The organism is Pseudomonas sp. TE4620, assembly GCF_056279045.1.
Genome location: NZ_JBWBQO010000001.1, coordinates 1,680,527 through 1,698,168, shown reverse-complemented (window position 1 = coordinate 1,698,168; position 17,642 = coordinate 1,680,527). Strand labels below are relative to the sequence as shown.

18 protein-coding genes are annotated in these 17,642 nt (G+C 57.0%); 10 read left to right on the top strand and 8 right to left on the bottom strand.

What is annotated here, in order from left to right; translation table 11 throughout:
• Positions 1-44: 44 nt before the first annotated feature.
• Complete coding sequence (locus tag ACZ9A3_RS08110) at positions 45-2,894, top strand: HD domain-containing phosphohydrolase (RefSeq protein WP_476252362.1); 2,850 nt, start codon at positions 45-47, stop codon at positions 2,892-2,894.
• A gap of 50 nt (positions 2,895-2,944) precedes the next feature.
• On the opposite strand, the gene ACZ9A3_RS08105 is transcribed toward ACZ9A3_RS08110, so the two are convergent.
• Positions 2,945-3,508 (bottom strand): recombinase family protein, encoded by a 564-nt coding sequence (locus ACZ9A3_RS08105; RefSeq protein WP_093384026.1) that lies wholly within the window; start codon positions 3,506-3,508, stop codon positions 2,945-2,947.
• A gap of 289 nt (positions 3,509-3,797) precedes the next feature.
• Between ACZ9A3_RS08105 and ACZ9A3_RS08100 the strand changes: the two genes are divergently transcribed.
• From ACZ9A3_RS08100 to ACZ9A3_RS08085, 4 genes are all read left to right on the top strand, one after another.
• A complete protein-coding gene (locus ACZ9A3_RS08100) occupies positions 3,798-4,865 on the top strand; it encodes a fatty acid desaturase (RefSeq protein WP_258597479.1) in 1,068 nt (355 codons plus the stop codon).
• A gap of 73 nt (positions 4,866-4,938) precedes the next feature.
• Positions 4,939-6,084 (top strand): serine hydrolase domain-containing protein, encoded by a 1,146-nt coding sequence (locus tag ACZ9A3_RS08095; protein ID WP_093384033.1) that lies wholly within the window; start codon positions 4,939-4,941, stop codon positions 6,082-6,084.
• Between the two features lie 50 nt (positions 6,085-6,134).
• Positions 6,135-6,476 carry a hypothetical protein gene (locus ACZ9A3_RS08090; RefSeq protein WP_213601616.1) on the top strand — a complete coding sequence of 114 codons (342 nt, stop codon included), beginning with the start codon at positions 6,135-6,137 and terminating at the stop codon, positions 6,474-6,476.
• A 629-nt stretch (positions 6,477-7,105) separates the two neighbouring features.
• Entirely contained in the window at positions 7,106-7,423 is a 318-nt protein-coding gene (locus tag ACZ9A3_RS08085) for a hypothetical protein (RefSeq protein WP_476252361.1), read from the top strand.
• 7 nt (positions 7,424-7,430) lie between these two features.
• Here the strand turns inward: ACZ9A3_RS08085 and ACZ9A3_RS08080 are convergent, their stop codons facing one another.
• Positions 7,431-7,640, bottom strand: coding sequence for a hypothetical protein (locus ACZ9A3_RS08080; protein ID WP_476252360.1), 210 nt, complete (start codon positions 7,638-7,640; stop codon positions 7,431-7,433).
• Positions 7,641-8,036: 396 nt separating this feature from the next.
• Here ACZ9A3_RS08080 and ACZ9A3_RS08075 point away from each other — a divergent pair, with 396 nt between their 5' ends.
• Together ACZ9A3_RS08075 and ACZ9A3_RS08070 are read left to right on the top strand one after the other, a co-directional pair.
• Entirely contained in the window at positions 8,037-9,866 is a 1,830-nt protein-coding gene (locus tag ACZ9A3_RS08075; RefSeq protein ID WP_476252359.1) for a hypothetical protein, read from the top strand.
• Positions 9,867-10,163: 297 nt separating this feature from the next.
• On the top strand, positions 10,164-10,676 hold the full coding sequence (locus tag ACZ9A3_RS08070; RefSeq protein ID WP_213570595.1) for a GNAT family N-acetyltransferase: 513 nt from the start codon (positions 10,164-10,166) through the stop codon (positions 10,674-10,676).
• 94 nt (positions 10,677-10,770) lie between these two features.
• On the opposite strand, the gene ACZ9A3_RS08065 is transcribed toward ACZ9A3_RS08070, so the two are convergent.
• The 5 genes from ACZ9A3_RS08065 to ACZ9A3_RS08045 are packed head-to-tail and all read right to left on the bottom strand — an operon-like array spanning position 10,771 to position 15,258.
• Positions 10,771-11,295 (bottom strand): lysis system spanin subunit, encoded by a 525-nt coding sequence (locus ACZ9A3_RS08065; protein ID WP_476252358.1) that lies wholly within the window; start codon positions 11,293-11,295, stop codon positions 10,771-10,773.
• On the bottom strand, positions 11,292-11,723 hold the full coding sequence (locus ACZ9A3_RS08060; RefSeq protein WP_401291454.1) for a lysozyme: 432 nt from the start codon (positions 11,721-11,723) through the stop codon (positions 11,292-11,294). The genes ACZ9A3_RS08065 and ACZ9A3_RS08060 overlap by 4 nt, the downstream gene beginning before the upstream one ends.
• A gap of 41 nt (positions 11,724-11,764) precedes the next feature.
• Positions 11,765-12,376: a tail fiber assembly protein gene (locus ACZ9A3_RS08055; RefSeq protein WP_476252357.1), complete on the bottom strand. Its 612-nt coding sequence runs from the start codon at positions 12,374-12,376 to the stop codon at positions 11,765-11,767.
• 11 nt (positions 12,377-12,387) lie between these two features.
• Positions 12,388-14,655 carry a tail fiber protein gene (locus ACZ9A3_RS08050; protein ID WP_476252356.1) on the bottom strand — a complete coding sequence of 756 codons (2,268 nt, stop codon included), beginning with the start codon at positions 14,653-14,655 and terminating at the stop codon, positions 12,388-12,390.
• Positions 14,656-14,661: 6 nt separating this feature from the next.
• On the bottom strand, positions 14,662-15,258 hold the full coding sequence (locus tag ACZ9A3_RS08045; RefSeq protein WP_195883552.1) for a YmfQ family protein: 597 nt from the start codon (positions 15,256-15,258) through the stop codon (positions 14,662-14,664).
• 63 nt (positions 15,259-15,321) lie between these two features.
• On the opposite strand from ACZ9A3_RS08045, the gene ACZ9A3_RS08040 reads away from it, so the two are divergent.
• The 3 genes from ACZ9A3_RS08040 to ACZ9A3_RS08030 are packed head-to-tail and all read left to right on the top strand — an operon-like array spanning position 15,322 to position 16,519.
• Positions 15,322-15,705, top strand: coding sequence for a response regulator transcription factor (locus ACZ9A3_RS08040; RefSeq protein WP_476252355.1), 384 nt, complete (start codon positions 15,322-15,324; stop codon positions 15,703-15,705).
• A gap of 20 nt (positions 15,706-15,725) precedes the next feature.
• Positions 15,726-15,995 carry a hypothetical protein gene (locus ACZ9A3_RS08035; protein WP_150776802.1) on the top strand — a complete coding sequence of 90 codons (270 nt, stop codon included), beginning with the start codon at positions 15,726-15,728 and terminating at the stop codon, positions 15,993-15,995.
• Positions 15,992-16,519 (top strand): hypothetical protein, encoded by a 528-nt coding sequence (locus ACZ9A3_RS08030; RefSeq protein ID WP_476252354.1) that lies wholly within the window; start codon positions 15,992-15,994, stop codon positions 16,517-16,519. The genes ACZ9A3_RS08035 and ACZ9A3_RS08030 overlap by 4 nt, the downstream gene beginning before the upstream one ends.
• Before the next feature lie 182 nt (positions 16,520-16,701).
• Here the strand turns inward: ACZ9A3_RS08030 and ACZ9A3_RS08025 are convergent, their stop codons facing one another.
• Positions 16,702-17,571 carry a hypothetical protein gene (locus ACZ9A3_RS08025; RefSeq protein ID WP_476252353.1) on the bottom strand — a complete coding sequence of 290 codons (870 nt, stop codon included), beginning with the start codon at positions 17,569-17,571 and terminating at the stop codon, positions 16,702-16,704.
• Positions 17,572-17,642 lie beyond the last annotated feature (71 nt).

Sequence of the window (17,642 nt, the reverse complement as noted above, 5' to 3'; positions counted from 1 at the left end):
CTGACTACCCGTCGTTAAGTGCCAAGAGCGCAAGGTCACCCGCCATGAATGAACAGAGGCACAGCTTCTCCCTGCAATGGATGGTGGCGCTGGCCATCATGCTGGGCCTGCTGCTGCTGGGCACAGGGCTCGCCTGGCAGGGTAATCGGGCAATCCAGAAGGCGCTGGTGGCAGCCGCAGGCGATTCCGCCCTGCAGCTTGGCAAGACCATCGACGAACGGGCGCGGCGCCTGCTCGATCCGGCGCAAAGCAGCATCCGGCTGCTGGCGTTCAACCCTGGCGCAGGCACTCTGGCCGAGCGCCTGGAGCAGGTCCCGCAACTGATCGAGAGCCTGAACGCCAACAAAATGCTCAGCGCCGCCTACATCGGCTATTCCAGCGGCGAATTTCTCCTCGTTCGCCGGCTACGCGACCCGCAGCTCATGCAGCACTTCGGCGCACCGGCCGGCAGCCGCTTCCTGGTGCAGAGCATCAGCAAGGGCGACGACGGCGCGCTGCAAGGCGAATGGCGCTTCTACGACCGGCAACTGACCCTGCTGCAAACACAAGCCCAGCCGGACTATCACTACGACCCCCGCCCGCGCCCCTGGTTCGTCGAGGCCTTTAGGCAATCCAGCACCGTGCTGACCCGCCCCTACGTGTTCTTCACCACCCGCGAGGTCGGCATCACCCTGGCCCAGCGCAGCGTCGATGGCGCCGCAGTGATCGGCATGGATGTCTCGGTCGATGACCTGGCCAGCGAGAGCCGCGACCTGCGCATGACCGCCGGCACCGAGACGGTGGTTATCGACCAGCAGGGCAACGTGGTGGCGTACCCGGACCTGCAGCGGGTGATTGTGCAAGAAGGTGACGCGGTGCGCCTGTCACACGTAGCCGAGCTGGGGGTGCCCAGCCTCGAGCACCTTTATGCCAGCCCGAGCCTGGGCCCTGCGCCGCAACCGTTCCAGGTACAAGGCAAGACCTGGTACGGCATGCGCATACCGCTGACGACCCTGGCCGGGCAAGACCTGCAGGTGCTGATCGCGGTACCTGGCAACGAACTGCTTGCCGACGCGAGCAAGGTGCTCTGGGAACAGGTGCTGTGGACGGCGGTGCTGATGGTCGTGCTGCTGTTCCTGGGGGGCGTGCTTGGCCAGCGCATTGGCCACTCGCTGCGGCTGCTGGCCGAGCAAGTACGGGGCCTGGCCGGTTTTGATTTCAGCCGCGAGGTGGGGGTGCAATCGCGGGTGTCCGAGGTGCGGGAATTGAGTCAGGTGCTGAGCCAGATGTCCGCAACCATCCTCAACTTCCAGGCCATCACCCTCACCCTCAGCCGCGAAACCCAGCTGGAGCGCATGCTCGACGGCGTCCTCAGCCATCTGGTGGACGCCGCCAGGGCAAGCGCTGGCGCGGTGTACCTGTTCGACGCCGAGCGTGGCCTGCTGCGCCTGGCTGCCGCTTGCCGAGGCAGCGGTTACCCTGCGCAACTTGCGGTCGACGAAAACCAGCATGAGGATCTGCCAAGCACTGTGACACGCGCCCTGAAGCTGGGCCGACGCAGCCATGCGGTGGTGCTCCGGGACCGCAGCCAGGCGCTGCTCGGCATTTTGCTGTTGCAACTGCAAGATGAGCCGGCGGGCGATGAGGTCGGCCAACCGTTCCGGCGTTTTGTCGAGGAATTGTCCGGCGCGGCCGCCGTGGCCATCGAAACCCGCCAGTTGGTCGAGGCCCAGCAACAGTTGCTGGATGCCATGATCAAGCTGCTGGCCGATGCCATCGACGCCAAGAGTCCTTACACCGGCGGCCATTGCGAACGGGTACCGCAACTGGCGCAAATGCTGCTCGACCAGGTTGCGCTGGCTGACAGCGGCCCCTACGCCGAGTTCAGCATGACCGAGGCCGAGCGCTATGAGTTTCGCGTCGCCGCCTGGCTTCACGATTGCGGCAAGATCACCAGCCCCGAGCATGTGGTCGACAAGGCGACCAAGCTGGAGGCCCTGTACAACCGAATCCACGAGGTACGCATGCGCTTCGAGGTGCTCTGGCGCGATGCCGAGCTTGCCTACTGGCAAGGGCTGGCCAACGGCGAGCCGCAGCAGCGGCTGCAAGCAACCCTGGCGCACTGCCAGGCGCAATTACAGGAAGACTTCGCCTTCGTCGCCAGGGCCAATGCCGGTGGCGAGTTCATGGAAGAAGCCGACATCGAGCGACTGCAGCAAATTGGCCAGCGCCGCTGGTGGCGGCATTTCGACAACCGCCTGGGCATTTCCCGCGAGGAAGATGAACGCTTCAAGGATGTGCCGCCGGCGCAACTGCCGGCGGACGAGCCGCTACTGGCCGACCGTCCCGAGCACCGGGTGCCCTGGGGCGCGCGCAAGCCGCCGGTGCTCAAGGACGACCCGCGCAACCATTGGGGCTTCGACATGCGCCTGCCGGCCAACGCCAGCAACCTGGGCGAGTTGTACAACCTGTCGATCCGGCGTGGCACGCTGAACGACGAAGAGCGCTTCAAGATCAACGAGCACATCGTGCAGACCATCGTCATGCTCAACGCCCTGCCGTTCCCGCGCCACCTCAAGCGCGTGCCGGTCATCGCCGGCAACCACCACGAGAAAATGGACGGCAGTGGTTATCCGCGTCGGCTGGGCAAAGATCAGTTGGGCATTGCCGAGCGGGTGATGGCGATCGCCGACATCTTCGAAGCGCTCACCGCCGCAGACCGGCCGTACAAGACGCCCAAGACCCTCTCCGAGTCGGTGAAGATCCTGGTGTTCATGGCCCGCGACAAGCACATCGATGGCGACCTGTTGCGGCTGTTCCTCAGCAGCGGGGTCTATCGCCAGTATGCCGAGCGGTTCTTGCAGCCCGAGCAGATCGACAAGGTGGATGTCGAGCACTGGCTGCGGCAGATATAGCGGCGAACAACGCTGCACGCCAGCGCAGGCCGCCTTGCGCTGGACAGTCACTAGGTCGATTTCAAGTACCGATAAAGTGTCTGACGGCTGATATCAAAATCACGCGCCAATTTGGATTTACTTTCTCCTGCACCGGCGCGGTCAATTAAACTTACAACCTGATTGTCAGACAGTTTCTTCTTGCGCCCACTGTAAGATCCACGATTTTTGGCAGCGGCAATACCGGCTGCCTGTTTTTCCCTGGCCACAACGCGTTCAAACTCTGCAAGTGCCTCCATTACCGAAATAATAGGCCGTACAACCTCCAGATCGTCATGCCGGAACACCAGGCTTTCGTTCAAAAACTCCAGCGTTACCTGCTTTTCAACCAACTGTCGAATCAGCGTGCACAGCTGCTCGGTACTGGAGCTGAGCGATGCCATGCTGTCCACTACCACAGTATCCCCGCCCTGTATGTAGCGAAACAGCTTTTCAAGGCCTGCACGATTGGCGGCATTGTCCGTAGGTTCATCGCAAAACACGGCGTCAAATACATCATGGCTGGTTCTTTTCTCTACGCGGCCCTCGGCGTCTTGTAGAGAGAGCCGGAGATATTTGATGCGGTGCAATCTCATGGTGCCTCCTTGGCATTAGCTGTACGCCGTACTCAAAACTTATACAAACTGTAACTAAATCATCAAATCCTTACACAAACGCCTGTCACACTTAGCCCACCCAAAATACACAGTTGCAAAGACTTAAACTTACCTTATCATTTTGAAGCTTGAAATGATCCTAACAAGTTTTTGCCACACCGTCGATTTCGCAGTTCTTGAATGAGCCGCGTCCATTCACGCGGCGAGTGCGAATGCGCCTGTTTTACCGTGCACACGCAATTCCCCGACGTAAACAGAGGACACAGGGATGAATGCCTTGGAAAACACCGTCGAAACTGACCAGTCAATTACCGACCAGGAAAAAATTGAAAATGTAACCCGGCGCATTACCGAGCATGGTAATTACCTGCGCAAGCGTTATCCGATCTTGCAGTATCAAAGTGCCTTGGGCGCGAGTGTCATGGTATTTTCCCTGGTGGGAATGGTGGTTACCGGCGGGCTCTACCTGAAGGGTTTTATCCCGGCATGGACGTGTATTTTAATCAACGCGCTGTTGACGTCGTTCATACACGAAATTGAACATGATCTGATTCATCGCCTTTATTTCAGAAAGCAGCCGCTGGCCCATAACGCCATGATGTTCATGTGCTGGCTGGCCCGGCCAGGAATGCCCAGCCCGTGGCTAAGGCGCAGCCTGCATTTTCATCATCACAAGGAGTCCGGCACGGATTCGGATGTCGAAGCATGGATCACCACCAGTGGCAACCCGTGGGGCGTATTGCGGCTGTTGAAACTGATGGATGGATTTATATTTGGATTTTTAAATGCGATCTTCGCGCCGGGATGGCGCCAAAAGGTAAGGTTGTTAGGCAAAATTATTCGCCTCAATACACCGTTCGGGCTTTTGTACTGGGGCTGCTGGTACGTATTTCTCGGCTATCACCTGTATGGGTGGCTGGGGTCAATCATCGGCGCCGAAGTTCACCGCTCTGCGGCAACCCTGGCACTGATGGATGTCGTTAATAGCGTCGTGGTTATCCTTATCGCGCCGAACCTGATACGGCAGTTTTGCCTGTTCTTTATAAGTTCAAACATGCACTATTATGGCGATGTCGCTCCGCGCAATGCGCTGCAACAAACCCAGGTAATGAACCCGTGGTGGCTGTGGCCGTTTCAGTTGTTCTGCTTCAACTTCGGCAGCACCCACAGCATTCACCATTTCGTGGTAAGAGACCCATTTTATCTTCGCCAGATGACCGCACCGTATGCGCATAAAGTCATGGCCGAGGCGGGTGTGCGCTTCAATGACTTCGGCACTTACAAACGAGCCAACCGTTTTTCCATGAACCACGCTCAAACTCGCTCGCGGGGTTGATGGCGGCGGCCGACGCTGCGCCATCAATGTTTTGGCCCTCGGTAATGGTGTTCAGCTACAAGGAGTGTGAAATATGAAAGCGCAAGGGATATGTGCGAGTCAGTTCGACGCGGTCAGGCAGGCCTTCGAGGACATGTTTGATGATCCGCAGGAGCGCGGGGCCGGGCTCTGCGTGCAGATTGACGGAGAGATGGTTGTCGACCTGTGGGCCGGCGTGGCGGACCAGGAAGGCACCAGGCCCTGGACCCGCGACACGCTGGCCAACACCTTCTGCGTGGTGAAACCCTATGTCGCGGTGGCGGTACTGATGCTGGTTGAACAGGGCAAGCTGGAGCTCGATGCGCCGGTTGCCCGTTACTGGCCTGAGTTCGCCCAGAATGGCAAGGCAAAGGTCACATTGCGCCAAGTGATGAGCCACACCGCAGGCCTGCCGGCGCTACGCGCCCCCGACCATAACGCCATGATGTATGACTGGGAGCATATGGTCCGGGTTCTGGCCGCCGAGCCGCTTTGGTGGGAAGCGGGAACCGACCTGGGCTACGGCACCACCACCTTTGGCTGGATTCTCGGCGAGTTGATTCGGCGGGTGGACGGACGAGACCCCTGCGACTTTATCCACGCAGAGATTCTGCAGCCCCATGGCCTGGACGTTCACCTTGGCGTCGACGAAAAACACTTTCACCGTATCGCCCGTTTCGACAGCGCCAGGGGGCGGGTCGGTGACCCTTACTCGCAAGGCTTGCGCGCCGTGCTGAAAAACCAGCCAACGCACATCGCGACCTTCGCCTTCACCAACCCCGGCATGGTGCCTAAACGCACCAGCGACCCGCGCTGGTGGGCCTATCGGCAACCGGGTGTGTGCGGGCATGGCACCGCGCACGGCCTGGCCGGTTTCTACAGCGCACTATTGGCAGGCAACTTCATCGGGCGCGAACTGCTCAATGAGTTCAGGCGAGAACACAGTCATGGCATGGATCGGGTCTGGATGCGGCCAATGCGTTACGGACTGGGCTGCATGCTTGAGCAGCAACGCGACCCGACGGCCTCCCACGCCATGGGCCCGCAGACTTTTGGCCATATCGGGCTTGGCGGCCCGATAAGTTTCGCCGATCCCGAACGGCAAGTGAGCTTTGGTTTTGTCACCACCACCTCGGGCAGTCATACGATGATCGATCCGCGCCCTAGCCGGCTGTCATCGCTGGTCTATGCGGCGCTTTGATTCAGGGGCTGCCTGGGGGTAGGATGGCCGCCCTGATAAGGAGATCAAGATTGCAGCCATCCGAAAAACAATGCCCCTTCTGCGCTGAAACCATCAAGGCGCAAGCGCGACGCTGCAGGCATTGCCATGCCGACCTGAGCAAGAAAACCATAGGCGTCTTTGCCAAGACAGGCATTACGGTTGTTGTTCTTGGCATTGTTTTGCTTGGGTTCGGCGCATTTGTCGCAAGCTCACCTGAAAGCAAGGAACAGTCCGAAGCGCAAGCTGCAATTGACCTCTGCCGCGAACGCGAAGCGTCCTACACGGGGCCTGCCAATGGGCGCAGCATAATCAGCGCTGCCTGCCAGAAGATCGAGGATGAACTGCGGGGTAAATTCGGGCACGCACCGTAAGCCACTGCATTGCTCTTTAGAAGAGCTGGAGCGAGACGGCATTATCGGCTCGCTTGTGCCATGACACTCCTGGCAGAGGCCGGGGCCGTCAAGCGCTCTTGCGGCGCTGGACACGCCGGTGCACAGCAAAAGCGATGTTCGGCAACATCATGATTGTGAACATGCCCCAAAACCCGACCTTGCCGGCGCCATGTAGGTAGCCACCCAGCGCGATGAAAGCCACTGTAAGCAAGAATTGAAGCGATACGAATTTCTCTAGACCTCTCATCCTGACTCCTTTTCTGGCGCAAAGAAAAACCCCGCAGACGTTAATCTGCGGGGCTTTCAATAATGGAGGCCGAGGTCGGAATCGAACCGGCGTAGACGGATTTGCAATCCGATAGCAAGATACCCGCCCGCTGCGGCTTTCAGCCGCTTTTCAGTTCCAGAACTTCCGAGTTTCAACACCCCTGGAAGCCGCATTCTACAAGGGTGTCCCGCTTGAGTTTTGGAACTGATTTTCACCCATCCTCCGGCGTTCTGCCGACCGAACACATCCCCCTCTCCCACCTGCAGCTCGTCCCCCAAATCTAGTCAGAACTACCCTGCCTCGATAACTGTATATCCAAACAGTATTAATGCGCCGCACCGTGATCATTGAAGACGACAGCTTCGCGCTGGGCATGCCCACGCCTGTTCAAATGTTGCGCCAGCATGCGCGCCTGGTCGAAGCCGAGTGCGAGCAGTTGCGGCACGAGCTCGACCGGGCCCGGGAGAACATCGAGAAGCTGATGGCTATCCATCAGACCCAGGCCGCCGAGATCGCCAAGCTCAATGCCAGAATCGAGCGCATGACCTGGGAGCTTTCTGACGCCCTCGTGGAAAACACAGAGCTGAAGAATCGGCAGATCGGCGGCTTCCCTTCCACCTACGGCGGCATGCCGTCGGCGCCAGACGGCCGGAGGTGAAGCGAGCTCATTGCAGTGAGCGTGCGGGCCCGCTAAGTGATCGCAGTTGGTACTCGGTGACGGCCTGATAAAGCGACTCGGCCTCCAAGCGCAAGCGCTCTACCTCCTGGGCAGGCCGACCTGAGTCCTGGGCTGCGTGGTATCGCCGCTGCGCATCGATGGCCTGCTGAATCAGGGGCTCGCCGGCCTCGATAACTCCCGTCAGGGTCTTCTTCACGCTCGCCGCTCCAGTAATTTGATCAAGCAGTATAGGCCAATAGCGATTCAGGCCTTGCTGTGGGGCGGCAAGACCAGTGACGATCACCAATGTCTGCTTTCGGCCAAAAGCGGTCAGTCATGACCGGTTGAATCCACAACCCATAGCTGCCTTTCAGGATGGGCAGCTAACGGCCAGGAGCAGACTGCCTGCTCTATAACAAATGTGTCCCCTTTTCGGTCCAAGGATTGGGCGAATGGAGAGGAGGTCGATGACGCAGCTGGTGAGCGCAGCAGTGATAATTTCAGATAGCCATTATTGATAGGTATCGCTACGCTCAACCTATCTTACGGACTCACAACCAACCTAGACAACAGCTGATAGCCCCCTCACAAAAATCCATGCATGGAGAGCCATATGTCAGAACTTTCAGGAAACCCGTCATCCAGAGCTATTGGAAGCGTTTACAAAGAGAATAAAAGATTTGTTGTAATTGGTTTGACGGGAAGAACTGGTTCAGGCTGCTCTACATCAGCAGAAATTCTTTGTAGTGCCTCCATTGAGCTCCCAGAGAATGCCTATTCCGGAATCACAAATAATGAGCTCAGAAAACATCGAATAATCAAAAAATTTATTGAGCACCGATGGCAGCCATTTAAGTGTCTTCAAGTTAGAACGGTCATAACCAGATACATTCTCGCACTAAATTTTTCAGAATTTTGCCGCTTTATTTCTGACGTAATGTCTAGAGATATAAATACAATCTCCGAAACCATGAGAGAAATAAAAGAAGAATACGACGATCTTCATATTGAAATATCTGAGTATCTTAGGAGCCCTGAAAACACACTTGACGAAATAGAAGCCAAGCAAGAATTTGCTTTCGATTTTTACTTCAAAAGATTACCAGACTTCTCAAACAAAATACGAGAATCCCTAAAAAACATCTCGATAGATGCATACACAAAAATATACCAGAGTGCAGGGGACAATATTCGAGCATCAGGGCAGGTAAACAGCTCTAAATTTGACGATTCAAAAGTCTTTCATTTCCCAAGAACTATAAACAAAATAATAAAATCCGCACACCATGTAGCCCGAAAAAACAATGAGTCCTGCTTCATTGTGGTTGACGCCATCAGAAACCCATACGAAGCAATATTTTTTAAAGAGCGTTACGCTGGTTTTTATCTAGTATCAATAAACACAGAAAATGAAAATAGACTAGCCCACCTCCGCAGCACGCACAAATTTTCTGAATCCCAGATAAAAGAGCTTGATGAAAAAGAGTACCCAAGCAAACTTGCCGGGTATAGCAAATTTATCTCGCAAAACATACAAAAGTGCATAGAAATATCCGACATTCACATACACAACCCTAGAAAAGAACAGTTTAATAACGTTGAACTGAAATGCCAGCTTGCCTGGTATATTTCTTTAATACAGCACCCAGGCTTGGTGATGCCAACCTCTTTAGAAAGCTGCATGCAAATTGCTTACACGGTGAAGCAAAGTTCTGGCTGCATATCAAGACAGGTGGGGGCAGCTGTAACTGACGAGGAATTCTCCGTCAAGTCAGTTGGATGGAACAACACGCCACAAGGGCAAGTACCATGCCTTCTCAGAAATGCCGAAGACTTACTACTTGGCCAGGACACTCATGCATACAGCGAATATGAAAGAAATGATAGTAAATTTAGGGATGTTCTACATGGGAAATTTGACAAGCTAAGAAAATCACCCTTATTGGAAGGTCGCAATTTATCTTTTTGCTTTAAAGACATGCAAAATGAAATAGACGGTGAAAAAAACCAAGTTCACACACGCTCACTACACGCGGAAGAGAATGCATTCCTTCAGATTTCAAAGCATGGCGGAATTAAGCTTAGGAACGGGATACTATTTACTACAGCCAGCCCATGCGAACTCTGCTCCAAGAAAGCATACCAACTTGGAATCAGCAAAATTGTATTCATTGATCCATACCCTGGAATCGCCACCCGACATACTCTACTAGTAGGGGACAATAGTCCAGAATTACAGCTTTACAGGGGCGCAGTTGGCAGAGCATACCACCAGCTTTACCAGCCAATAATGCCCTACAAGGATGAGCTTGAAACGCTGCTATCAATTCCCGGCAACGCAAATAAAAAAGCTATTCGGACAAAGATGCTAGAAAAAGAAAACCTAGAATTACGAGAGGAGCTTGAGCGACTAAAAATCCAACTAGATAGTCTTAGTAAATAATAATAACCCCCATATAACCATGAGTGAGATGGGGGCGAGCAGGTAAGGAGTGGTAAAGACCGAAAGGGGACGGATTTATTAATAGGGTAGGCAGTCCGCTTTTGGCCGATTGCTTCCTTTCGCCACCGGCAGCTTTGGGTCGAAAGCGGTCTGTCGCGAATGGCAGCTTTCGACCCATAGCTGTCATTCAAGGCATGCAGAAAGCGATCATCAACAGGCGAAAAACTGATTGATTACCTCTTGGGCCGACTAGATAGGGAGATTGGCGCGGTGGAGCTACACAGTGAGCGTTTAAACATGAGGCAGATAATCGAAGATGACTGGCCGCTGTTCCTCGCGCTGCACGGCGATCAGCGTGTCACCCGATACGTCTGCGATACGCAAACACAATCCGAAGTCCGCGAAAGGTTCGAGTCAAGGCTGCCCCTGTGGTTGCCCGGCTCAACGCACTGGCTATGCCTCGTCATGTTCGATCCACATATCCAAGAAGCTATCGGTGTGACAGGTCTGAAGCTGGCAGAGCCGACCGGCTCGACAGCTGAAGTCGGCTATATGTTGCTCCCGCAATTTCAAGGCAAAGGGTATGGTTCTGAATCTCTACAAGCAGTGATCAGCTATGCCCGAGATGTTCTTTGTTTGGATGCACTCAAGGGCGTCGTTACCGATGGAAATATCGGGTCATGTCGTGTGTTAGAAAAATGCGGTTTTGTGCTTGAAGAACGGCACGCCGATGCCTTCTGCATTGGTGAGCAACTATTTGACGACTTGGTCTATTTGAATCGAATAGGCAGGTGTCTAGAGGGACGCTAATCTGCCTGGTTCAGCCTTTGATCTGTGGCAGCTATTGGCCGATTGCTGCCCTTCGCGAAAGCCCGCTTTGGGTCGAAAGCAGTCTCTTTACTGCTTACTTCCCGATGCCTCGTGCGTAGGCCTGGCACGCTCGCAGGGCAATCAATCCTTGGTCACCGGCATCGGTGATGGCGACAATTCGTTGAGCAGCCGCTGCGTCAAGTTCTCCTCTCTTGGCTCCATGAACCAAGCCGCCGGCGGCGGTGGTGGCTGACATCCCACAACCACTACCCTGGGCTGGGGCGGCGAGTAAGACTGACAGCCGGAGATCAGAAGTAGCGAGGCGATCGCGTAGGCGAGCCTGGGTTGCTTGAGCATTGGTTAGCTCCTGATGGTGGGTTTTATCGTTGGCCTGTAGCCGATCTTCAAGGGTGCGGCGCAGGGACTGCTCTGCGTCCTGCCAGTTGATCACCGCCACAGCAGCGGCCTCTCGTTCAGCCTGGAATTCATTGGCCTGCTTCTCGCTCTTAGCCTGCCATTCCGCATCCATGGTCGAACGCCCGTGCTCGTAAGCTCCCCAGAGCGCCCAGACAACCAGCGCCAGCGAAACCGCGGCACCAATCGTGCGCGCACTGATCATGCCGCCTCCAGAAAGAGCTTCCGCTCAGCCTCACGCCGGCGAACAAGGCCAGCCAGAACCTTGCCACCGGCTTTGTTCCAACGCGGGAACTGCTCAGCAGCGCCTGCATAGTCTCCACTGTTCAGCAGACGCAACAGCGTCGACGACTCAAGATTGGCCGAGCCCAGGTTGTAGGTAAAGCTGATCAAGGCATCATGCTGGTTGGTGGTTAGCGGCACCTTCACCAGGCGCTCAACTTCCACTTCGAAACGCGGCACATCATTGGCCAGCATCCGCTCGGCCTGGTCCTTGGTGATCGACATTCCAGGTTTGATGCCGCGCGTGGTGCCATAGCCGATCGTCCACACGCCAACGGCGTCCTGGTAGGACTGCAGACGCAGCCCCTCGAAGGATTTGATGAGGTTGAGGCCTCGTTGGGAAGTTCGCATACATTTACTCCAGATAAGAAAAAGCCCCGACAGTGCGGGGCTTATTGGGCGTGTTCCGCCTCTTGTGGCGGCGGCGCGGTAGCATCCTCGGGGCTTGGCGGCCAGTCGATTGACAAGGGGTAATCGGGCTGCTGGTCCAGGCGATTCAGGGCGATGCGGTAGCGCCTCCAGGCCAGCAGCGCTTCCTGCTCATGCGCTGATGCCTCGCCGAGGTCTACCGCATCCTGCAGGGGCGCAATGCGAGTCGAGGCATAGGCCAACTTCTCGTCGCGCAAGGCCAACCCCTTGGTGCGGATACTCTCGTTCTGCGCCACGGTATCCAGTACCCAGGCGGCGCCGTCCCAGTAATAGAATTCGCCTGGGTATTCCTGGCGGGTCAGTTCGGGAGGCAGCTCGCCAAGGGCGCTGTGCTCCTTGGCATTGCCGGTGGCCACCTCGTAGACGGTGCCCCGGTTGTCCTCAACCAGGGCCCAGACGCTTCGGGCCAGATCACGAACCACGGCATGGCCGGGCACGGACTCGGGCGGCGTATCGAGGTAGGCATACGCCGGAATCAACCAGTGCTCGGCATCGAGCGGGTCCGGATCTGCCACACCCTGACCGATGTACTGCAGGGTTTCAGGGTGTGCGTTGTAAATGATTGGAGCGTCCATTAGAGGCCTCTTCAGTATTTGATACAGGCAAGCAGTGCGATGTTGCGCGGACGCGCTTCGCTGCCGCCATCTGCATGAATCGTTACGCCGTGAACGTGGTCTTCAACAGCAGCCGCAGTGCCAACCACGGGGTGCGCGTGATTACCACCAGAAGAAGTAAAGTTTCTCCATGCACTAACCCCAGAGGTGTTGCCCGCCAGCGATGCAGCGGTTTCTCCCGGGGCGATGCTGCCGAAGCCGCCCACCCCCACTCGATCAGCGGCGTTTGGACCGGCCGTGGCGGTACCGCTTACAGAGTGGCCATGCCCACCGGCAGCGGAAACCGTACCGCCGTGTACGTGGCTTGCGTTCTGGCTGGTTTGAATTGAGGCAATTAGGCGCCCCGGGTCAACACCACGCCCATCGTCGAAGCCGCGGATAAACTCTCCGCGTAGGTCCGGTACGTTGAAGGTGCTGTGACCATCGCCGGCACCGCCAAACACCCTGATTGCCGCGAACAACGCCGCATAGGTGGTTCGACTGATCACCGCACCGTTCGCCTTGAGATAGCCGGGCGGCGGAGTGTTCGAGGCGAAATAAACAATGGTGCCAGGTGGCGTGTTGTTGTCGAGCCGCGTCCAGGTATTCCACTGCTCCCCGTAGCAGCTACGGGCATAGACGGCATTACCCTGGTCGTACTGGATGGCCAATTGAGAGCGGTTCGCTCCCGGGGCCAGGTACCCGTAAAACGTCGTAGTGATATGCCAGTAGTGCTTGTCATCCGGCGTGTTGGCGTGATTGGTCAAAATGACTTGATTCACAGCCAGGTTGGGGTCTTGATCGACCGGCCCCTGATTCATGCCACTGGCTGCCGTGAGTGCTGCAGCCAGGCCTGCGATGTCCGCCATGGCATGGTTGTGCGACGCCGCTGCAGCGCCCAGGGTGTCCCGCGCGGTTGCGGTATTAGCGGCGCCGAGAAGCCCGCGCATCAGTGCCGACAGCGGCGCCATAGCGAACTGATCGACCCCGGTGCTGAAAATGATCTGATTTGCTGCTGTGCTCAGCGCTGCCAGAGCCGACAGGGTGTTATCCATCGGCTGCTTACTTGCCAGCGCATTGGTCATTGTCGTGGCAAAGTTTGGGTCGTTGCCCAGTGCATTTGCCAACTCGACCAGCGTGTCGAGTGCGCCAGGGGCGGCGCCGATCACGCTATTGATCACGCTCTTAACCCAGGCGGTGTTCGCAATCTGGGTGTCATTCGCCGCTGCTGCAGCGGTCGGCACTTTCGGTGCGCCGGTAAAGCTCGGGCTGTCGATCGGTGCCTTGCTGGCCAGCACGGCATTGATCGCCTCCAGGTCAGCGATAGTCAGTGCCCGCGACCACTTCATTGACTCGGGGCCTCCCGGGGGCTTGGCGAACTCGCCAAACCAGACCCGGTGCCCGTATTCAAAAACAATGAAGTTCGTCATGTCGGCACGCGGCGTGCTGGCAATAACCCCCAGCAGCACCGAGCCCGTTCCAGCCGGAGCGTTGGGCGTCGGCGCCGACGTCGCCGCACCGTTTGCCTGGTAGAAACCACCCGGCACAATTGCCTTGAAGTCAGCCAGTGCCGGTGCTTTCGTTGCATCCAAGCCCACTTGGCCAATTTTCAAGGCATCGGTAATGCCCATGCCGGCGAGCGTGTCCGGGCTCGAAGCGCTCACTACGCGGCCGTCAGTAGCTACCTTGACCTTGGTGTACTCACCTGCAGCCACGCCAGTACGCCCCAAGGCCGGGGCGAAGTTCAGCGGGGTGCTGCCCAACGTCGGCGGCACCAGGTTGGTCAGCTGCCAGGTAGTACCGCCGTTGGCCGTGCCGCTCTGCACAGGCACCAGGTGGCCCGGGATACATTCAACGCTTTCGTTGGCGTCCTGAGCCCGCACCCAGGCCCCGGCAGCGGCAGTGTAGATCCAGTTCTGTGCGGCGTTGGCTTGGTTCTTCACCAACACCCGGTCGCCGGCCAGCACGCTCACGCCGTCAATGTTCTGCAGGCCGCTCAGGGCGATAGGCCCCGTGGTCGCGCAGCGCACCGAACGTTTGGCATCGGTCGCGGTGATGGTCTGAATCGCCTTAAGCAGCTGGCTCAAGTCGCCTTCGGTCGGCGTCATGCCGGCCGAGAGGATCACGTTCAGGATCTCTTCCGTGACAGCGTTGCCCCAATGCGCCGGGATCAGCGAACCGATCTGGCCGAGGGTTGGGTTTTCGTCCACAAACTTGCCGTCCACCAGGCCAACGCCGGGCGTACTCTTGGGGTAGTCCATCAGGGTTTATCCGTATTGAATGAATTCGAGGGTGTGCGCCGGCGCCGAACGCCTGATCACACATTCCAGGGCACCGCTTGGGTTCGTCCCGAAGCGTTGCCCCCAGTAGCTCGCGCCAAAGCGGCGCCCAAGGCGCAGGCGCGGCCCGGTTTCTAGGGTCCACATAAACTGGGCGGTCCACGTCCCGAAGTGCGCGGCGCCAAAGCGTGACCGGCCAAAGCGTGGCGCGCGGTGCTCGACCACCCGGGCCTGCGTGTAACCCAGGCTGAAAGCCAGCTCGACAAAGTACGCCGGCGTCTGCCCGCCGACCTCGACCAGCCGGCGACGCACCGCCAGTTGCCGGTCATCGAAGGTCGGCGACTCGCCCAGGCACGGGTCGGGCAGTTTCATGACCCGTTCCCAGTCCGGTACCAGCTCGCGCACGGTGTCCGGCTCGCTCTCGGTCAGCAGGTCCGCCACCCGCAAATCCTCGCGGGCCAGCTCCTGGGCGGCGGCAGCCAACAACGCGTCAACCTGCGGGTTAAGCTCACGGTCCCAGGCCGGGCCCGGGGGCAGTAGCGCGCGCAATTGCCCGTGGTAGTCCTCTGCCGTCCTTACAGCCACAGCACACCCCCATAGGTCAGCAGCTCATGGGCGGCGGCCGACACGTTGCCCAGGTAACTCATCATGGAAACGATCACCAGCGGCTCATGGAAGGGCTTCCTTGGGCGCGGCCTGGCTCCGCGTGAATTGGAATGCCTGCTGGCCGTGGCCCAAGGCATGACCGCAAAAGAGATTGCCCGCTTAGTCGACATAGCCCCTGGCACCGTTGTGAAACGGTTGAGCGCGGCCATGTTCAAGCTCGGCGTTCAAAGGCGCACCGCCCTAGTCGCCGAGGCAATGAAGCGCCAGATCATCAGCCCGATGTGCATCCTACTGGCCGGTTTGATGGCCATGCATGCAGTCATCGGCGACACCGACCCGATGCGCCGCGACCGCCGCGTGCCAGAGCGCCGCATTGCCCAAGTTCGAATCATCCGCAAGGCCGAATCCTTCGACCTGCACGCTTGATCCCAACAGAGGAAGACACCATGCAATCCGCCATGCAAGAGCGTGTAAGCGGCCTTGCCGACCTGCGCGCCCGCACCACCCTCTCCACTGCTGAGTTCTTCGCAAAGATCGGGCGCCCGGCTCCGGTGCAGAGCATCCGCTACCAGGTCGTCACAAAGGCCAAGGCCTACCACATCGTGGAGCTGGCCACCGGCAAGACCAAGGGTTTCTGCTTCAGCTACCGGGCAGCAGTGAACTTCGCTCAGGCTCTGGAGGCAGCTGCAACGCGCAAGCTGGTTGGGCGGCAATGATCGGCGGCCCTATCCCCAATGAGCGCCAGCAGGTGCTGGATCAGCTCAGCGCCAGCATTGACCAGTTCTTTGCGGGTGGCAGGCAGCCAATCGAACTGCCCGCCTTCGAATACCGCCCTCGCCGTCCACACCACGGCAGCCATAACGCCGAAGGCGACTCAACCGCCCGGGATGCTGCCACGCAGAAGCGCCAACTGGTAGAGCGCGCTCGGGAGGCGGCGAAGACCCTGACCCTCGACGAAGCCTATCGCTCCCTCGACATGAGTCGCATGGAGCTGCACCGTCTGGCCAAGGAGGCCGGGATCTTCTTCCAGAGCTGCGACAAAGAGCGCCAGCGCCGCGAAGTTGCCCGCCAGGCAAAGGTCGAAGAGAAAGCCAAGCTGGTCGAGCTGATCAGAACAAACAGCGGCATTGGCCTGAGCCGGAACTTCGTCGCCAAGAAACTCGGCATCAGCAATCACTACCTTTTGCGCCTGGCCGAGGAAAACGGAATCGACTTTCCGCGCTGGAGCGACAGACCTTGAAGCTCATGAACCGCGTCCAGCATGTTCGGCGCCAGCAATGGATCAACCTCCCGCCCAGAGGCTTGCGTGGTAGTAGCAGTGGCGGAGCTGAAGCGCTACCCGGGCGACGACGTTGACGGCACTGCGATGCAAAACCCAGCGCTATGCTTAGTCCAGATTTTCTCAAAGAAGATGTTACTTGATCAACTTTGGAATAGGTGGAAGTTAGCCTTACAAAATCCATCTACAGCCTTTTTAAACTGCGCAGAGGTTGCATACCTCACGGGAACGGTAGAGTTATCAAAAATATAGTTATAGAAATTCTCGTTATTTATGCAGGTGTCAAATGTAGCACCAGGATTTGCCTCCTTGTACCCGTTAATTACGGAAATCATTTCAGACACAAATTCGCCAGCAGCTCGATCGTGAGCCACCGATGCAGGCACATAACTATCTGAACTTATTCTTCGGCCAATCCTCGTAATCTCTCTCGACAAATCCTGCATCATATCAAGCATAACTTGATCAGGAGTCCCTACTGTCTGATCAACTGACGCTACTTTAAAGCTACCAAAATTTTTCAGGAAAGTTGAGTGCGCCGGGTCATTTTTGGATGCAAGATAAGTTGCCAAGACCTTATCCGCCAAAGACTTCTTAAATGACACAATTCGAGAAAAACGGAGATCTCGCGGATATACCAGATGTTCAATAACCCCAGTATCAAATGAGAAGTCAGTTTTGTCATCCTTGATCAGAATAGTTGGCTTATCAAATGCCAACCTCATGCCGAGCTCAAACATTACGTTTGCGTTTTTGCAGCTCACATCACAGACAACTATATCTGACGAATATATATTCTGAACAATGCGCTTCTGTATAACGCCAACATCGTCTTGCTCGCTTACCAAGCGCGGTAAAAAAACAACATCCTCAATACTTGCTACAGCATCACAAATTATATTCTTAACCTCTACCCAATGTTCCGCAGTACAACCATCAATAGTTGAAATCGGCATTACTAAACCACAAGTCAGCCCTGTTGTTGCTTGGACTTCATCACCTTTCTTAGCCATAGGATCTCCTGCGCGATCAAGCCAGGGCGGCAAATGGCCACCCACCCCCAACTACATACCTCAACCATCTA

Excerpts from the sequence above, each read along its gene's own strand:
- ACZ9A3_RS08030 (WP_476252354.1), top strand. The coding sequence starts at position 15,992 with ATGATCGGCGGCCCTATCCCCAATGAGCGCCAGCAGGTGCTGGATCAG.
- ACZ9A3_RS08035 (WP_150776802.1), top strand. The coding sequence starts at position 15,726 with ATGCAATCCGCCATGCAAGAGCGTGTAAGCGGCCTTGCCGACCTGCGC.
- ACZ9A3_RS08060 (WP_401291454.1), bottom strand. The coding sequence starts at position 11,723 with ATGCGAACTTCCCAACGAGGCCTCAACCTCATCAAATCCTTCGAGGGG.
- ACZ9A3_RS08075 (WP_476252359.1), top strand. The coding sequence starts at position 8,037 with ATGTCAGAACTTTCAGGAAACCCGTCATCCAGAGCTATTGGAAGCGTT.
- ACZ9A3_RS08065 (WP_476252358.1), bottom strand. The coding sequence starts at position 11,295 with ATGATCAGTGCGCGCACGATTGGTGCCGCGGTTTCGCTGGCGCTGGTT.
- ACZ9A3_RS08025 (WP_476252353.1), bottom strand. The coding sequence starts at position 17,571 with ATGGCTAAGAAAGGTGATGAAGTCCAAGCAACAACAGGGCTGACTTGT.
- ACZ9A3_RS08095 (WP_093384033.1), top strand. The coding sequence starts at position 4,939 with ATGAAAGCGCAAGGGATATGTGCGAGTCAGTTCGACGCGGTCAGGCAG.
- ACZ9A3_RS08070 (WP_213570595.1), top strand. The coding sequence starts at position 10,164 with ATGAGGCAGATAATCGAAGATGACTGGCCGCTGTTCCTCGCGCTGCAC.
- ACZ9A3_RS08105 (WP_093384026.1), bottom strand. The coding sequence starts at position 3,508 with ATGAGATTGCACCGCATCAAATATCTCCGGCTCTCTCTACAAGACGCC.
- ACZ9A3_RS08100 (WP_258597479.1), top strand. The coding sequence starts at position 3,798 with ATGAATGCCTTGGAAAACACCGTCGAAACTGACCAGTCAATTACCGAC.
- ACZ9A3_RS08110 (WP_476252362.1), top strand. The coding sequence starts at position 45 with ATGAATGAACAGAGGCACAGCTTCTCCCTGCAATGGATGGTGGCGCTG.
- ACZ9A3_RS08055 (WP_476252357.1), bottom strand. The coding sequence starts at position 12,376 with ATGGACGCTCCAATCATTTACAACGCACACCCTGAAACCCTGCAGTAC.
- ACZ9A3_RS08050 (WP_476252356.1), bottom strand. The coding sequence starts at position 14,655 with ATGGACTACCCCAAGAGTACGCCCGGCGTTGGCCTGGTGGACGGCAAG.
- ACZ9A3_RS08040 (WP_476252355.1), top strand. The coding sequence starts at position 15,322 with ATGGAAACGATCACCAGCGGCTCATGGAAGGGCTTCCTTGGGCGCGGC.